Origin of the sequence: Erythrobacter epiphyticus (assembly GCF_034653295.1) — a bacterium.
Classification (GTDB): Bacteria; Pseudomonadota; Alphaproteobacteria; order Sphingomonadales; family Sphingomonadaceae; genus Erythrobacter.
Map to the genome: position 1 here is coordinate 156,755 of NZ_JAYEEU010000008.1, position 14,309 is coordinate 171,063.

The following is a 14,309-nucleotide window of genomic DNA, read 5'->3' on the forward strand; positions in this document are numbered from 1 at the left end:
CCGGGATGACGTGAGAGAGAGGTTAGAAAAATGTCCTACGAAACCATCCGCGTCGAACGTGACGGCCCGCTGCTCACCATCACCCTGAACCGGCCCGAGCGGCTCAACGCCATGCCGCCGCAGATGGCGGACGAACTGGGACAGGCGTTCTACGATCTCGGCGATGCGCGCGCGGTGCTGATCACCGGCGAGGGCAAGGGCTTTTGTTCGGGCGCGGACCTTTCGGCGCGCGGCTCGGGCTCGGCGCTGGGCGGCAAGGGCGGGAGCCACGAGGCGCTGATCAACCACTACAACCCGGCGATCAGCCAGGTGGTGCGCGCGAGCGTGCCGGTGATCTGCGCGGTCAATGGTCCGGCGGCGGGGGTGGGTTGCTCGCTCGCGCTGGCGGCGGATTTCACCATCGCGGCGAAGAGCGCCTACTTCCTCCAGGCCTTCGTAAACATCGGCCTCGTGCCCGATGGCGGCTCGACCTGGCTGCTCACCCGCGCCATCGGCCGCGCGCGCGCGACGCGCATGATGATGCTGGGCGAAAAGATTTCGGGGCAGCAGGCCGAGGAGTGGGGCCTTGTCTACAAGTGCGTCGAGGATGCCGACCTGATGACCGAGGCCCGCGCGCTCGCCGAGAAGCTCGCCAACGGCCCGACCATCGCCTACGCCCAGATGAAGCGCAACATCGCCACCGCGCTCGACCAGAACCTCCAGATGGTGCTGCTCGCCGAGGCCGAGGGCCAGCGGATCGCGGGTGCGACCAAGGACGCGATGGAGGGCGGCATGGCCTTCCTCCAGAAGCGCAAGGCCGAGTTCAAGGGGCACTAATCGCGCCCATCTCCGTTCCTATCGAGCGGAGCACGCAGTGCGCAGTCGAGATACCACACAACGGTGTCTCGACTTCGCTCGACACGAACGGAAATGGTAATCCGATGACCCAGAAACCCACCCTCTCCGACTGGAACGCCCTTGCCGCCAAAGAAGTGAAGGGCCGCGACCTCACCTGGCACACGCCCGAGGGCTTCGCGATCAAGCCGCTCTATACGGCGGAAGATCACGCGGGCTTCGACCCCGGTCTTCCCGGCTTTGCGCCCTTCACCCGGGGCGTGAAGGCGTCGATGTATGCAGGCCGCCCGTGGACGATCCGGCAATATGCGGGCTTCTCGACCGCCGAGGAATCGAACGCCTTCTACCGCCGCAATCTGGCGATGGGGCAGAAGGGCCTGTCGGTCGCCTTCGACCTTGCGACCCACCGCGGCTACGATTCCGATCACCCGCGCGTCGTCGGCGATGTCGGCAAGGCGGGCGTGGCGATCGACACGGTCGCGGACATGGAGATCCTGTTCGACCAGATCCCGCTCGATTCCATGAGCGTTTCGATGACGATGAACGGCGCGGTGATCCCGGTGCTGGCCTTCTTCATCGTCGCCGCTGAACGTCAGGGCGTGTCGCAGGAGAAGCTCGACGGGACCATCCAGAACGACATCCTCAAGGAGTTCATGGTCCGGAACACCTATATCTACCCGCCCGAGCCTTCGATGCGGATCATTTCCGACATCATTGCCTATACCTCGGCCAATATGCCGAAATTCAACAGCATTTCGATCAGCGGCTACCACATGCACGAGGCCGGGGCGACGGCGGTGCAGGAGCTCGCCTTCACCATCGCCGACGGCAAAGAATATGCCCAGCGCGCGATGGCGGCGGGGCTGGACATCGACGCCTTCGCCGGGCGCCTCAGCTTCTTCTTCGGCATCGGCATGAACTTCTTCATGGAGATCGCCAAGCTGCGCGCCGCGCGGACCTTGTGGTGGCGGGTGATGGACGGGCTGGGGGCGAAGGACGAGCGCTCCAAGATGCTGCGCACCCATTGCCAGACCTCCGGCGTCAGCTTGCAGGAGCAGGACCCCTACAACAACGTCATCCGCACCACGGTGGAAGCGATGGCGGCGGTGCTGGGCGGCACGCAGTCGCTCCACACCAATGCGCTCGATGAAGCGATTGCGCTCCCCACCGATTTCAGCGCCCGCATCGCCCGCAACACCCAGCTCGTTTTGCAGGAGGAAAGCGGGATCACGAGCGTCGTCGATCCGCTCGGCGGCTCGCACTATATCGAGGCTCTGACCTCCACCCTCGTCGACGAGGCGTGGAAGCTGATCGAAGAGGTCGATGCGGCGGGCGGCATGACCGCCTTCGTCGCCACCGGCGCGCCCAAGGCCGCGATCGAGCGGGCGGCAGCGGAGAAGCAGACCAAGGTGGACAAGGGCGAGACGGTGATCGTCGGCGTCAACAAGTACCGCAAGGAAAGCGAAGACGCGCTCGAGACACTCGAAGTCGACAACCAGAAGGTGCGCGCGGGCCAGATCGCCCGCCTCGCCAAGGTGCGCGAAGGCCGGAACGAAGCCGCCTGCCGCGCGGCGCTGGCGGCGCTGACCGAGGGGTGCCGCACCACTTCCGTTCGTGCTGAGCTTGTCGAAGCACCGTCCTACTCTTCCGAAGAAAAGAACGGCCCTTCGACAGGCTCAGGGCGAACGGGGTTCGAGCATAACCTCCTTGCCCTTGCCATCGAATGCGCCCGCGCCGACGCGACGCTGGGCGAAATCTCCTCGGCGATGGAAGAGGTCTTCGGCCGCCACGATGCCACTCCCGCCCCGGTCACGGGCGTCTACAAGAGCGCGTACGAATTCGACCGCCGCTGGGCGCAGGTGACCGATGGCGTGGAAGCCGTGGGCCGCCGCTTGGGCCGCAAGCCGCGCATCATGATCGCCAAGATGGGTCAGGACGGCCACGACCGCGGCGCGAACGTGATCGCGTCTGCGTTCGGCGACATGGGCTTCGAGGTGATCTCCGGGCCCTTGTTCCAGACTCCGCAGGAATCGGCCGCGATGGCGCTCGAACACAATGTCGACGTGGTCGGCGCATCGAGCCTCGCCGCGGGCCACAAGACCCTGATCCCCGAACTGATCCGGCTCCTGCGCGAGGCCGGTCGCGGCGATATCAAGGTCACAGCGGGCGGCGTTATCCCCCCGCAGGACTACGACTTCCTGCGCGAGGCGGGGGTGCAGGGGATCTACGGCCCGGGCTCGAACGTGGTGGAATGCGCGGCGGATATCCTCGTGCTGCTCGGCCACAACATGCCGCCACTCGGCGAGGGGCTGGACGAGGCGGCGGAGTGAGCGTCGACGTGCCTCTTGGCAAGCCGGAAGCTGCGCAAAACAGAGTGCCCTCGATCAAAAGGCGTCGACTACTAAAATCCATGGCTTTGACATGCTTTGCACTGATACTTCTTGGAGAAGCCTATCTGCTGATCAGCCACAATAAACTTCTGATAGAAGAGCAATTTCTACCGAAGGGTCCGTATGTTACGGACTCCCGAAACTTCCCGATACTCGACCGATATGGCTGCGTGTATTTCACGGGTAAAACTACGATTTTCAAAGTGATAGACGCGACGCAATTTGATGGCTGTCCCTTGGTTTGGCGGGAAGCAGCCAGTTGAGCGATTGGCGACCATTGCGATAGATCCCGACAAGAATGAGACTAATTATGACCCACCCCCGCACTGACTGGACCCGCGCCGAAATCGCGGCCCTCTTCGACCTGCCGTTCACCGAGCTGCTGTTCCAGGCCGCCAGCGTCCACCGCGAGTTTCACCCCGCGACCGAAGTCCAGCTGTGCACCCTGCTCAGCATCAAGACCGGCGGTTGCCCCGAGGACTGCGGCTATTGCTCGCAATCGGTCCATGCCGACAGCGGCGTGGAAGCCACAAAACTGATGGACGTGCAGGCGGTGCTCCAGCGCGCGGCGCAGGCGAAGGACGCCGGCTCGCAGCGCTTCTGCATGGGGGCGGCGTGGCGCAATCCGAAGGACCGCGACATGCCCGCGATCGTCGAGATCGTGAAGGGCGTCTCGGCGATGGGCCTTGAAACCTGCATGACGCTGGGGATGCTCGAACCGCATCAGGCCGCAATGCTGGCGGAGGCGGGGCTCGATTACTACAACCACAATATCGACAGCTCGCCCGAGTATTACGAGCGCGTCATCTCCACCCGCGATTTCCAGTGCCGGCTCGACACGCTCGATCACGTCCGCAAGGCGGGGATCAATGTCTGCTCCGGCGGGATCGTCGGCATGGGCGAGACGCGCGAGGACCGGGTGGGGTTCGTCCACACCCTCGCGACCCTGCCGCAGCATCCGGAGAGCGTGCCGGTCAATGCGCTGGTGCCGGTCAAGGGCACGGTGCTCGGCAACATGCTCGCCAACACGCCGCTCGCGAAGATCGACGATATCGAGTTCGTTCGCACGGTCGCGGTCGCCCGCATCACCATGCCGCGCGCGATGGTGCGGCTATCGGCGGGGCGCGAGTCGATGTCCGAGGCGACGCAAGCCCTGTGCTTCCTCGCGGGCGCCAATTCGATCTTCACCGGCGACAAGCTCCTGACCGCGCCCAATGCGGGTGACGACAAGGACGGCGCGCTGTTTGCCAAGCTTGGCCTGACGGCGCTCAAGGGCGAGGAGCCCGCGCGGGCCCGCAAGGCAACGGTTCCGGCGGAGTGAATAAGATGTGTTTCTCGTCATTGCGAGCGAAGCGAAGCAATCCAGAGCGGCACGCAACACGCTCTGGATTGCCGCGTCGCCTGTGGCTCTTCGCAATGACGAACTGAGGATGTCGCTCTCTCTGTTCCTTTTACCGTTTTTCGCCGCTGCGGCAGCGGCCAGCGCTGAACCTGAGCCCTCACCGCAACCCCTCACCATTGGCGAAACCGTCACGCTTGAGGTGCTTGGCGCTGAACGCAGCGTCAACATCATCCTCCCGCCCGACTACGCCAAAGACCCCGAGAAGCGCTGGCCGGTGGTCTACCAGCTCGACGGGGCGATGGCGCAGGACCTGATGATGGGCGTAGGCCTGCTGCGGTGGAACGCGCTGTGGGGCCGCAGCGCTGATGCGATCATCGTGGGGATCGAGACCAAGGACCGCCAGCGCGAACTTCTGCCCGCAACGCAAGACCCCGCCGAGCGCCAGCGCTACCCGACCGCAGGTGAGAGCGCGGCCTTCCGTGCGTGGATCGCAAACACCGCCAAGCCGATGATCGAGGCGCGCTATCGCCATGACGGCACGGCCTTTCTGGTGGGCGAGAGCGCGGCGGGGCATTTCGTGGTCGAAACCTGGCTGCAAGACCCTGACCTCTTCACCGGCTACGCCGCCATCTCCCCCAGCCTGCAATGGGACTTCGAGGCCTTGAGCCGCCGCCCGCTCGGCGATCAGCAACGGCCCCCGCTCTACCTCAGCCTCGCCGACGAGGGCGGGACGACCGAGAGCGGGATGGAGCGCCTGCTCGCGGCGCTCCCGCAAAACCAGCCCTTCTGCTTCTCCGACCGCCGCAAGGACCTGCGCCACGCCACCGCGCTCCACGGACTGCTACCCGAGGCACTGCAATATCTCCTGCCGACCAAGGCCGACTGGCTGGACGAGTATGGCATGGTGTTGCGGTGTGATCGGCAAGGCGGGGACGGAGGATGAGCCTCGGCTTCTCCGTCGATACCCTGCTCCCCAAGGCGCGCGGGGGCGGGCAGTTGCGCATGGGGCTGGTGAAGCTGGAGGAGTGCGACTGGCTCCAGCCTCGGCCCGATCTGGCGGCGCGCGCGGCGGGGTTCGCCGATTGGCCGCAAGGGGCGCAGCTCACCCCAGAGGTGGACGCACCGGGCCGCGAGCTCGCCGCCATGCTCGGCGTGGATGGCGCGCTCCCCGAAGCCGCGCTCACCGTCCACGAAGACCTGTGCCTGCTGACGCAGCGCGAGGGCGAGGCGGTCTACCGCCTGATCGGTGCAGCCGTGGCATGGCCTTCGGACTGGCACCCGGCGGAGAAGATCGGTCTGCCCCTGCGCGCACTCCACGCGCCGATTGCGGGCTATGAGGAACAACTCGCCACCGGGGTCGACCGCTTCATGGAAACCCTGCGCGCAGGGCAAATCTACGCCCGCTGCAACTGGTTCATCGCGGCGACGGGTGAGCGCCGCTGGCTCCCTGACCGCCCGCCGCAAGAAGCCTTCGCCCATGTGACGCCGCACAACGCAGGCGAGACGCTGTTCGTGCGCTCCGAACGCCAGACCCTGCGCCGTCTGCCGCAGACAGGCGCGATCCTTTTCACTATCGGCATCTATGTCGAGCCGCTCGGCAAACTCTCTTCCGCCAATATCGCCATGCTCGGCAAGGCGGTGCAGACCCTTGTCAGCGGCGAGGGTGACCGGCGCGGCGCGCCCGCCTATGCTGCAAGCCTTATCGCTTACGCCGAAAGGAACGCCGCATGATCGCCACGCTGATCCTCCCGCTGCTTGCCCAGTCCGCGCAGCCGCCCGTGCCCGGCTGGAACTGCGATGATCCGCAGGTGCAGGCCGAGATGAACTGGTGCGCCGGACAGGACTATGCGCGCGCCGATGCCGCGCTCAACGCCCAGTGGGCCATCACGGCCGCCGTGATGAAGCAGCGCGATGTTGAATGGGCCGCGCTCGGCTCGGCGGATACGCGCCCCGGCTTCTTCAAGAGCTTGCTCGAAGGGCAGCGCGCATGGCTGCGCTATCGTGACGCGCAGTGCCGCGTGGATGGATATGCCGCGCGCGGCGGCAGCCTTGAGCCACTGCTGGTTGCGACCTGCAAGGCACGTCTCACACAGGCCCGCACCCAGCAGCTCAAGGACCTCATCGCGCAGTCTGGTGGCTGACACAAATCAGCTAGGTTGCGCATTTTCATGAGCCACGCCATAGGCTGTGGCCCGATATTCAAAGCCTGCCGGGAGACTGCGCTTGTTCTCGAAAATCCTCATCGCCAACCGCGGCGAGATCGCCTGCCGGGTCATCACCACCGCGCGGAAAATGGGGATCAAGACCGTCGCGGTCTATTCCGATGCTGATGCGCGCGCGCCCTTCGTGACGATGGCGGACGAGGCGGTGCATATCGGGCCTTCGCCCGCGGCGGAATCCTATCTGATCGCCGACAAGATCATCGCCGCCTGCAAGCAGACCGGGGCCGAGGCCGTCCACCCCGGCTATGGCTTCCTCTCGGAACGCACCTCCTTTGCCGAGGCGCTGGCGAAGGAGGGCATCGCCTTCATCGGCCCGCCGGTGGGCGCGATTGCGGCGATGGGGGACAAGATCGAATCCAAGAAGCTTGCCAAGGAAGCGGGCGTCAACGTCGTCCCAGGCTTCGTTGGCGAGATCGAGGATACCGAACACGCGGTGCGCATTGCGAACGAGATCGGCTATCCGGTGATGATGAAGGCCAGCGCTGGCGGCGGGGGCAAGGGGATGCGCCTCGCCTATAGCGAGGCCGACGTGCGCGAAGGCTTCGAGAGCGTGAAGCGCGAGGGCCTCAACTCCTTCGGCGATGACCGCGTCTTCATCGAGAAGTTCATCCTCAACCCGCGCCACATCGAGATCCAGATCCTCGGTGACCAGCACGGCAATATCCTCTACCTCAATGAGCGCGAATGCTCGATCCAGCGCCGCCACCAGAAGGTGGTCGAGGAAGCGCCGTCGCCCTTCGTCACGCCCAAGATGCGCAAGGCAATGGGCGAGCAATGCGTCGCTCTAGCGCGGGCAGTCGGATACTACTCAGCGGGCACGGTCGAGCTGATCGTCTCGGGCGCGGACCCGACGGGGGAGAGCTTTTATTTCCTCGAAATGAACACCCGCTTGCAAGTCGAACACCCCGTCACCGAGGCGATCACCGGCATCGACCTCGTCGAGCAGATGATCCGCGTCGCGGCGGGCGAGAAGCTGGCGATGACGCAGGACGATATCGGCATCGACGGCTGGGCGATCGAAAACCGCGTCTATGCCGAAGACCCCTATCGCGGATTTCTGCCTTCCACGGGGCGCTTGGTGCATTATCAGCCGCCGCTCCGCGGTTGGAGCGAGGACGAGACTGTCGCGGGCAAGGCGCGCCGGGGCGTGGCGCGGGGCAAGGGCTCGGTCCGTGTCGATGACGGCGTTTACGAAGGCGGCGAAGTCTCGCGCTTCTACGATCCGATGATCGCCAAGTTGATCACCTGGGCGCCGACCCGCGACGAGGCGGCCGATCTCCAGATCGAGGCGCTCGACAATTTCCGCATCAAGGGGCTCGGCCACAATGTCGATTTCCTCAGCGCAATCATGCAGCACCCGCGCTTCCGCTCGGGCGAGCTCACCACCGGCTTCATCGCCGAGGAATATCCCGAAGGCTTCCACGGCGCGGCGACTTCGGATGATCTGAAGCGCATCCTCGCGGCCGTGTGCGCAGGCAATGAATTCTCGCTGCAATCGCGCGCGCGGCACATCACCGGGCAGCTTGACGGCCCGCAGCCGGTGACGAGCGAATGGCTGGTGAAGCTGGGCGACGAGCGGTTCCAAGTCACGCTTGGCGAAGGCCATGCGATGGTTGATGGCGTGCGAGTCGAGGGCACCTGCACCTGGCGCCCCGGCATGGTGCAGGCCGAGGCGACCGGCCGCGTCGGCGACGGGCCAGAGCACAAGCTCGGCCTTATCGTCGAGCGGCAGGGCAACCAGTGGAAGGTCACCACCCGCGGCGCCGCGCACACCGCGTTGGTGATCCCGCAGCGGCTCGCCCGGCACGAAAGCCTGATGCTCGAAAAGGTGCCGCCCGATCTTTCCAAGCTGCTGATCTGCCCGATGCCCGGGATGCTGGTGAAGCTGCATGTCGCCGAAGGGGAGACGGTGCAGCCCGGCCAGCCGCTGGCCACGGTCGAGGCGATGAAGATGGAGAACATCCTGCGCGCAGAAAAGGAAGGCGTGATCGCCAAGATCAATGCGGCGGAGGGCGAAAGCCTCGCGGTCGATGCGGTGATCCTCGAGATGGAGTAGGCCTTATGCTGTCGGTTCTGGCCCTGGGAGCAGCCGTGGCGGTGGAGCCAGCCTTGCTGGAAGGCCTGCCCACCAGCGAGATCGCTCTCACCTTTCACGGTAAAGAGCAGGTGTGCACCGGGCCGCTTCTGGCCGATGTGGCGGCGCGGATGGGCGCCCCGTCGCGTTCCGCGATGCGGGGGGCGGCACTCAGCATGGTCGTGATTGCTGAAGCCCGTGATGGCTACCGTGTGGTGTTCAGTCTGGGTGAGCTTGACCCGCTTCTTGGCAAAGCACAGGTAATCGTCGCGACGACTTGCAATGGTGCGGCGCTCAATCCCGAAGATGGCCCCTATCGTCTCGCCGTCAAAGGCGATGAACGCGGCGCGCGTTCGGTGCGGCAATTGGCAAACCTGCGCCTCGCCACGCCCGAATAATGCACGTTCGCCACGATCCCGCTGCGCCTGCCGCTGACGAAATCGGTTTTGATGATTTCCTCAAGGTCGATATTCGCATCGGGACGATCGTGGCGGCAGAGGAATTCCCCGAGGCGCGCAAGCCCAGCTACCGGCTGCGGATCGATTTCGGCCCGGTGATCGGCGAGAAGAAAAGCTGCGCGCAGATCGCCGCCAATTACCACGCCGACGAACTGATCGGGCGGCAGGTGGCGGCGGTGGTCAATTTCCCGCCGCGCCAGATCGGCCCGGCGATGTCCGAAGTGCTGACGCTGGGATTTGCCGATGCCGCGGGCGAGGTGGTGCTGTTCGCGCCCGATGTCAAAGTGCCGGATGGTTCGCGCCTCTTTTAGGCCACGAGCTCTTGATCGAGAAACACGGCAAGATCCGCCAGATCGACATCGCGCGCGACATAGGCTTCACCCAGCGCGCGCAGCAGCAGGAAGGGCAGGGTGGTGCCTTCCGCCTTCTTGTCGTGGCGCATGTGCTCGACAAGCGCCGCCCCGTCGCAGGCGAGCCCGAGTTCTGCCATCCGCGCAGGCAGGCCCGCTGCCGCGATAGCCTCGACCGCCCGGGCAGCGTCCGCACCTGAAATCGTGCCGCGCCGGGCGGAATAGCGCGCCGCCAAGGCCATGCCGAGCGCCACCGCCTCGCCATGGAGCAGGCGATCGGAAAAGCCTGTTTCCGCCTCCAGCGCGTGGCCGAAGGTGTGCCCGAGATTAAGCAGTGCGCGGCGATCGCGCGTTTCGCGTTCATCCTCGGCGACGATCTGTGCCTTCATTGCGATGCTGGTGGCGATGGCATGTTCGAGCGCGGCGGGTTCACGCGCGAGCACCTTGGCGGCGTTCGCTTCGAGCCAGCCGAAAAACGCCGCATCACCCAGCAGACCATATTTCAGCACCTCGGCAAAACCGGCGCGCATCTCGCGATCGGGCAGGGTATCGAGCGCCAGCGGATCGATCAGCACAAGGCCGGGCTGGTGGAACGCCCCGATCAGGTTCTTGCCCGCTGCGGTGTTGATGGCTGTCTTGCCGCCGACCGACGAATCGACCTGCGCGAGCAGCGTTGTCGGGATCTGCACAAATCCCACCCCGCGCTTGGTGATGGCTGCGGCAAAGCCGACAAGATCACCGACCACTCCGCCCCCGAGCGCCAAGACATGGTCCGACCGCGTGACACCGAGGCCAAGCAGCCAATCCGTCAATCTTTCGAGCACGGGCCAGCTTTTGGCCGCTTCGCCGGGTTCAACGATGAACCAATCGGCGGCAAAGCCATGGGCGGCAAGGCTCGTCTCCAGCCCTGCGCCATACAGCCGGTGGGTGGTGGTATCGGCCACGCAGGGCACCTTGCGTGCCCCTGTGTAGGAGGCCAGAAAGTGCGTCGCGACAGCGGGAAGCCGCGCGAGCACCCCTTGCTCGATCACCACTTCGTACGCGCGCCCGGCCAGCGCGACAGGAATTACAGCCATTGATCAATCGCCTCGATTATGCGCCGCGCGGTCAGATCATGCGGGCCGTTCTCGCTTAACACCTTGATGGGCGCCTGCGCATAGAGCGGGCCGCGCTCTTCGGCCAGCCGGGTCAGGATTTCGCGTGGATTGCCATTCTTGAGCAGCGGGCGGGAATTGCGCCGTGCCGTGCGCTGGACCAGCGTCGCCACATCGCAATCAATCCACACCGCTATGGCGCGTTCGAGGATCAGCGCGCGCGTTGCCGGATCGACAAAGGCCCCGCCGCCCGTGGCGATCACACCGTGGCCTTCCTCGATCAGGCGGGCGATCACGCGGCGTTCGCCATCGCGGAAGTAAGGTTCGCCGAATTGTTCGAAAATCTCGGGAATGGTGAGCTGGGCAGCGGCGGCGATGGCATCATCGGCATCGACGAAATCCCGTTGCAGCAACGTGGCAAGCCTGCGCCCGACGGTGGATTTGCCCACGCCCATCAAGCCCACCAGCACAACCGGCCGATCAATACGCCGGGCAATGCGGGCCAGATCGAGATCGTTCAAAGGTCGTGTCGCGGTCATTGCCGCAAGGCCTATAGATGGGCTAGAGCCCGCGCAACATGTCTGTTTTGCGCTCGTCTGTTGTCCGCTCCGCTCCACGCACCGCTGCCAAGCGGCGGCTGGGGCTGCTGGTGGCCGGGCTTGTGCTCGCCGCGCTCGGCCTTGCCTGGATTGATGGCGGTGAGCGCGCCTTGCGGCCGATCAGCGAAAGCGTGACCTTGCCCGCGACCAGCGGGAATGCTGCCGCATGAGCGCGCGCCGGACGATCCAGATCGCCCTTGCGGGTCTAAGCGGCGCGGCCTGTGCCTCCGCGCTGGCCAGCCTTGCCGTTGCGCAAAGCGCGCCGCAATCGATCCTGCCGCCGGGCTTTGATGATCCTGTCGCCACGCCGACACCAGCGCCGACGCCGCAGCAGGGCGCGCCCGCAGGCCCGGCGAACGCACCGCCCGGCGCGACGGTGCAGCCTTTGCCTGCGCCGCTGCCGGCCGATCTTCCGCCGCTGCCCACGCTTCCGCGTGAGGAGCTTGCCCGGCTGCCGAGCCTTGACGAGATCGAGAACATGTCGACTGACGAGATCGACGAATTGCTCGGTCTCAAGCCCAAATTCGATATCCCGCCCGGCGCGCGCCGCACGCTGACGCGGGTCGGGCTGTTGTCGGTAAGCGAAGGTGGCCTGCCGCCGCTCTCGCTCGCCAATCAGCCGGAAAGTCTGGTGCGGGCAGCGCTGGGCGGCACCAGAGGCCCGCTGGTCTCGCGCTGGGGCCACATTCTGTTGCGGCGCGCTTTGGCGAGCCGTCTGGCGGCGCCGCTCGGCATGGACCCGGCTGATTTCGCGGCGCTGCGTGCAGGGGCGCTCAACGCGATTGGCGAATACACCATCACCCGCGCGCTGGCGCAGGATATCGACACCAATGACTGGAACGGCGCGCTGACCGAACAGGCGCTGGTGGCATATATGGCAACCGGCGACATGACGGGGGCCTGTCCGGCCGTGCGCTTGCAAGGCTCGGTGCGCGAGGATGCGCAGTGGAAAATGTGGCAGGCGATTTGCAATGCCTATGCCGGGGAAAGCGCGCTGGCGGCAACGCAGCTCGATCGTGCGCTCGGCCAAGGCATTGCGCCGCGAATCGATGTCCTGTTGGCGCGTCGCTATGCAGGGGCGGCGGGCCGTGGCCGCCGTGCTGTCGAGATCGAATGGCAGGGGGTGTCTGATCTCAATCCGTGGCGCTTTGGCCTCGCGCATGCGCTTGGCGAACCCGTGCCCGCCAATCTTGTGGACGAAGCGCTGACCAAGCCGGGCGGGGCCTATTACGCCCGCGCCGGAGCGGTGCTGCCGACGCTGCCTTTTGCAGAGCGTGTGCGGTTTGCCCCGCGCGCGGCGAGCGAAGGCATCCTGTCAGCAGCGGCGATGGTTGATCTCTACAGCCAGCTATACGCCGAGCCTGCGGGCGAAAGCGATGCGGCGACCCGCGCCGGGCTCTTGCGCGATGCCTATACGGCGCGCGCTCCGGCGGCGCGCATCGCGGCCATGAAACAGATCTGGGAGGATGCCGGTTCGGTGACCAGTGCCGATGGCTATGGCGCGCGGGTGCTGACAGCCTATGCGGCGGCGCGGATTACCGCCTCGGCGGATCACGCGGATGATGCGGGCGAGCTGATCGGATCGATGCTGACAGCAGGGCTCGATCGCGATGCCGCCGCATGGCGCAATTTTGTCGAGCCGGGCAGCCTGGGCTGGGCCCTGATCGCGCTTGCCCAGGCGCAGCGGGTTACTGTCAGCCAGAGCGCGGTTGAGGATTTTGGCAGCGATTATTCACCGCGCCGGGCCGCCTTGCTGGTGGCTGGGCTCGCCGGGCTCGAACGGATCAGCGCTGACGATGCCACCGCGCTTGGCGACACCTTCGAGGCAGGCTTGACCCGGCAGACCCGCTGGACCCGGGCCATCACCCGCGCGGCCGCGGTCGACAATGCGGCGCTGGTGGTGTTGCTGGCAGGGCTCGGCATGCAGGGTGATAGCTGGCAGCAGATGACCCCGCTGCATCTCTACCACATCACTTCGGCGCTGCGCCGGGTCGGTCTTGAGCCCGAAGCGCGGATGATTGCGGCCGAGGCTGTCGCGCGCAGCGGATGAGCGCGGCCACGCAAGCGTTTCTTGCGATGCTGGCCGCGGAACGCGGGGCTGCGGCGAACACGCTGGCGGCCTATGCCCGCGATCTTGCGGGCGCGGAGGAGGAAATCGGCGATCTTGTGGCGGCCACGCGTGCGGATGTTGCGCGGCTGGCGGGGGCGTGGGCCGGGCTCGCACCAGCCAGCGTCGCGCGCAAGACCTCGGCGCTGCGGCAGTTCTTTGGCTTTGCGGTGGACGAAGGTTGGCGCGGCGATGATCCTTCGGGCGCCTTGCCATCACCGCGCACGCGCCGCCCGCTCCCCAAAGTACTCAGCCATGGCGATATCGCAGTGCTGTTCGATCGGGCAGAGATGGAAGCGGGGAGCGGCAAGCCCGATGCCGTCCGGCTGCTTGCCCTGATTGAACTGCTCTATGGTTCGGGTCTGCGCGCGAGCGAGTTGGTCGCCCTGCCGCGCAATGCGGTGCCGCGCGATGCGCCATTCCTGACTGTGATGGGCAAGGGCGGGCAGGCGCGGATGGTGCCGGTGGGGGACCGCGCACTGGCCGCGGTGCAGGCCTGGCTGGCACTGCGGCCTGCCGATCCGGCATCGCGGTTCCTGTTTCCCTCCCGCGGGCGGCTTGGCCATCTCTCCCGCGTCAGCCTGTTCCAGCAAGTGAAGGCCTTGGCGCTGCGAGCGGGGCTCGATCCGGCAAAAGTGAGCCCCCATGTGCTGCGCCATGCCTTTGCCACCCATCTGCTCGAAGGTGGGGCGGATTTGCGAGTCTTGCAGACCCTGCTTGGCCATGCGGATATCGCGACGACGCAGATTTACACCCACGTTGATGCGGCAAGGCTGGTTACACTGGTCAATCAGCGCCACCCGCTTGCCACAAAGGCAACATCGGACTAGCGGTGGCGC

The 14,309-nt window shown here is 65.9% G+C and carries 14 protein-coding genes; 12 read left to right on the forward strand and 2 right to left on the reverse strand.

Going from position 1 to position 14,309, the window contains the following annotated elements:
- Positions 1–30: 30 nt before the first annotated feature.
- The 9 genes from SOQ14_RS10310 (at position 31) to SOQ14_RS10350 (ending at position 9,631) form a co-directional block, all read left to right on the forward strand.
- Positions 31–816 carry an enoyl-CoA hydratase-related protein gene (locus tag SOQ14_RS10310; protein WP_322898019.1) on the forward strand — a complete coding sequence of 262 codons (786 nt, stop codon included), beginning with the start codon at positions 31–33 and terminating at the stop codon, positions 814–816.
- 104 nt (positions 817–920) lie between these two features.
- On the forward strand, positions 921–3,164 hold the full coding sequence (gene scpA, locus SOQ14_RS10315) for a methylmalonyl-CoA mutase (protein WP_322898020.1): 2,244 nt from the start codon (positions 921–923) through the stop codon (positions 3,162–3,164).
- Positions 3,165–3,534: 370 nt separating this feature from the next.
- A complete protein-coding gene (bioB, locus tag SOQ14_RS10320; protein ID WP_322898021.1) occupies positions 3,535–4,545 on the forward strand; it encodes a biotin synthase BioB in 1,011 nt (336 codons plus the stop codon).
- Positions 4,546–4,654: 109 nt separating this feature from the next.
- Positions 4,655–5,509, forward strand: a complete 855-nt coding sequence (locus SOQ14_RS10325; RefSeq protein WP_322898022.1) for an alpha/beta hydrolase — start codon at positions 4,655–4,657, stop codon at positions 5,507–5,509.
- Positions 5,506–6,297, forward strand: coding sequence for a heme-dependent oxidative N-demethylase family protein (locus tag SOQ14_RS10330; protein ID WP_322898023.1), 792 nt, complete (start codon positions 5,506–5,508; stop codon positions 6,295–6,297). Before SOQ14_RS10325 ends, SOQ14_RS10330 begins: the two co-directional genes overlap by 4 nt.
- On the forward strand, positions 6,294–6,707 hold the full coding sequence (locus tag SOQ14_RS10335) for a lysozyme inhibitor LprI family protein (protein WP_322898024.1): 414 nt from the start codon (positions 6,294–6,296) through the stop codon (positions 6,705–6,707). Before SOQ14_RS10330 ends, SOQ14_RS10335 begins: the two co-directional genes overlap by 4 nt.
- 82 nt (positions 6,708–6,789) lie before the next feature.
- A complete protein-coding gene (locus SOQ14_RS10340; RefSeq protein WP_322898025.1) occupies positions 6,790–8,844 on the forward strand; it encodes an ATP-binding protein in 2,055 nt (684 codons plus the stop codon).
- Between the two features lie 5 nt (positions 8,845–8,849).
- Positions 8,850–9,260 carry a hypothetical protein gene (locus SOQ14_RS10345; RefSeq protein ID WP_322898026.1) on the forward strand — a complete coding sequence of 137 codons (411 nt, stop codon included), beginning with the start codon at positions 8,850–8,852 and terminating at the stop codon, positions 9,258–9,260.
- Positions 9,260–9,631 carry a tRNA-binding protein gene (locus SOQ14_RS10350; RefSeq protein ID WP_322898027.1) on the forward strand — a complete coding sequence of 124 codons (372 nt, stop codon included), beginning with the start codon at positions 9,260–9,262 and terminating at the stop codon, positions 9,629–9,631. Before SOQ14_RS10345 ends, SOQ14_RS10350 begins: the two co-directional genes overlap by 1 nt.
- On the opposite strand, the gene aroB is transcribed toward SOQ14_RS10350, so the two are convergent.
- Entirely contained in the window at positions 9,628–10,746 is a 1,119-nt protein-coding gene (gene aroB / locus SOQ14_RS10355; protein WP_322898028.1) for a 3-dehydroquinate synthase, read from the reverse strand. The genes SOQ14_RS10350 and aroB overlap by 4 nt on opposite strands.
- Positions 10,737–11,303, reverse strand: a complete 567-nt coding sequence (locus SOQ14_RS10360; protein WP_322898029.1) for a shikimate kinase — start codon at positions 11,301–11,303, stop codon at positions 10,737–10,739. The genes aroB and SOQ14_RS10360 overlap by 10 nt, the downstream gene beginning before the upstream one ends.
- A 38-nt stretch (positions 11,304–11,341) precedes the next feature.
- On the opposite strand from SOQ14_RS10360, the gene SOQ14_RS10365 reads away from it, so the two are divergent.
- Genes SOQ14_RS10365 through SOQ14_RS10375 form a run of 3 tightly spaced genes read left to right on the forward strand, consistent with a single transcriptional unit; the run spans position 11,342 to position 14,300 of the window.
- Complete coding sequence (locus SOQ14_RS10365; protein WP_322898030.1) at positions 11,342–11,533, forward strand: hypothetical protein; 192 nt, start codon at positions 11,342–11,344, stop codon at positions 11,531–11,533.
- Complete coding sequence (locus tag SOQ14_RS10370; RefSeq protein WP_322898031.1) at positions 11,530–13,413, forward strand: hypothetical protein; 1,884 nt, start codon at positions 11,530–11,532, stop codon at positions 13,411–13,413. The genes SOQ14_RS10365 and SOQ14_RS10370 overlap by 4 nt, the downstream gene beginning before the upstream one ends.
- Complete coding sequence (locus SOQ14_RS10375; RefSeq protein WP_322898032.1) at positions 13,410–14,300, forward strand: tyrosine recombinase; 891 nt, start codon at positions 13,410–13,412, stop codon at positions 14,298–14,300. Before SOQ14_RS10370 ends, SOQ14_RS10375 begins: the two co-directional genes overlap by 4 nt.
- Positions 14,301–14,309: the final 9 nt, after the last annotated feature.

Bases quoted from the DNA above. Each gene is read 5' to 3' on its own strand.
- scpA (WP_322898020.1), top strand. From the start codon at position 921: ATGACCCAGAAACCCACCCTCTCCGACTGGAACGCCCTTGCCGCCAAA.
- SOQ14_RS10335 (WP_322898024.1), top strand. From the start codon at position 6,294: ATGATCGCCACGCTGATCCTCCCGCTGCTTGCCCAGTCCGCGCAGCCG.
- SOQ14_RS10350 (WP_322898027.1), top strand. From the start codon at position 9,260: ATGCACGTTCGCCACGATCCCGCTGCGCCTGCCGCTGACGAAATCGGT.
- SOQ14_RS10330 (WP_322898023.1), top strand. From the start codon at position 5,506: ATGAGCCTCGGCTTCTCCGTCGATACCCTGCTCCCCAAGGCGCGCGGG.
- bioB (WP_322898021.1), top strand. From the start codon at position 3,535: ATGACCCACCCCCGCACTGACTGGACCCGCGCCGAAATCGCGGCCCTC.
- SOQ14_RS10360 (WP_322898029.1), bottom strand. From the start codon at position 11,303: ATGACCGCGACACGACCTTTGAACGATCTCGATCTGGCCCGCATTGCC.
- SOQ14_RS10345 (WP_322898026.1), top strand. From the start codon at position 8,850: ATGCTGTCGGTTCTGGCCCTGGGAGCAGCCGTGGCGGTGGAGCCAGCC.
- SOQ14_RS10370 (WP_322898031.1), top strand. From the start codon at position 11,530: ATGAGCGCGCGCCGGACGATCCAGATCGCCCTTGCGGGTCTAAGCGGC.
- SOQ14_RS10375 (WP_322898032.1), top strand. From the start codon at position 13,410: ATGAGCGCGGCCACGCAAGCGTTTCTTGCGATGCTGGCCGCGGAACGC.
- aroB (WP_322898028.1), bottom strand. From the start codon at position 10,746: ATGGCTGTAATTCCTGTCGCGCTGGCCGGGCGCGCGTACGAAGTGGTG.
- SOQ14_RS10325 (WP_322898022.1), top strand. From the start codon at position 4,655: ATGTCGCTCTCTCTGTTCCTTTTACCGTTTTTCGCCGCTGCGGCAGCG.
- SOQ14_RS10310 (WP_322898019.1), top strand. From the start codon at position 31: ATGTCCTACGAAACCATCCGCGTCGAACGTGACGGCCCGCTGCTCACC.
- SOQ14_RS10365 (WP_322898030.1), top strand. From the start codon at position 11,342: ATGTCTGTTTTGCGCTCGTCTGTTGTCCGCTCCGCTCCACGCACCGCT.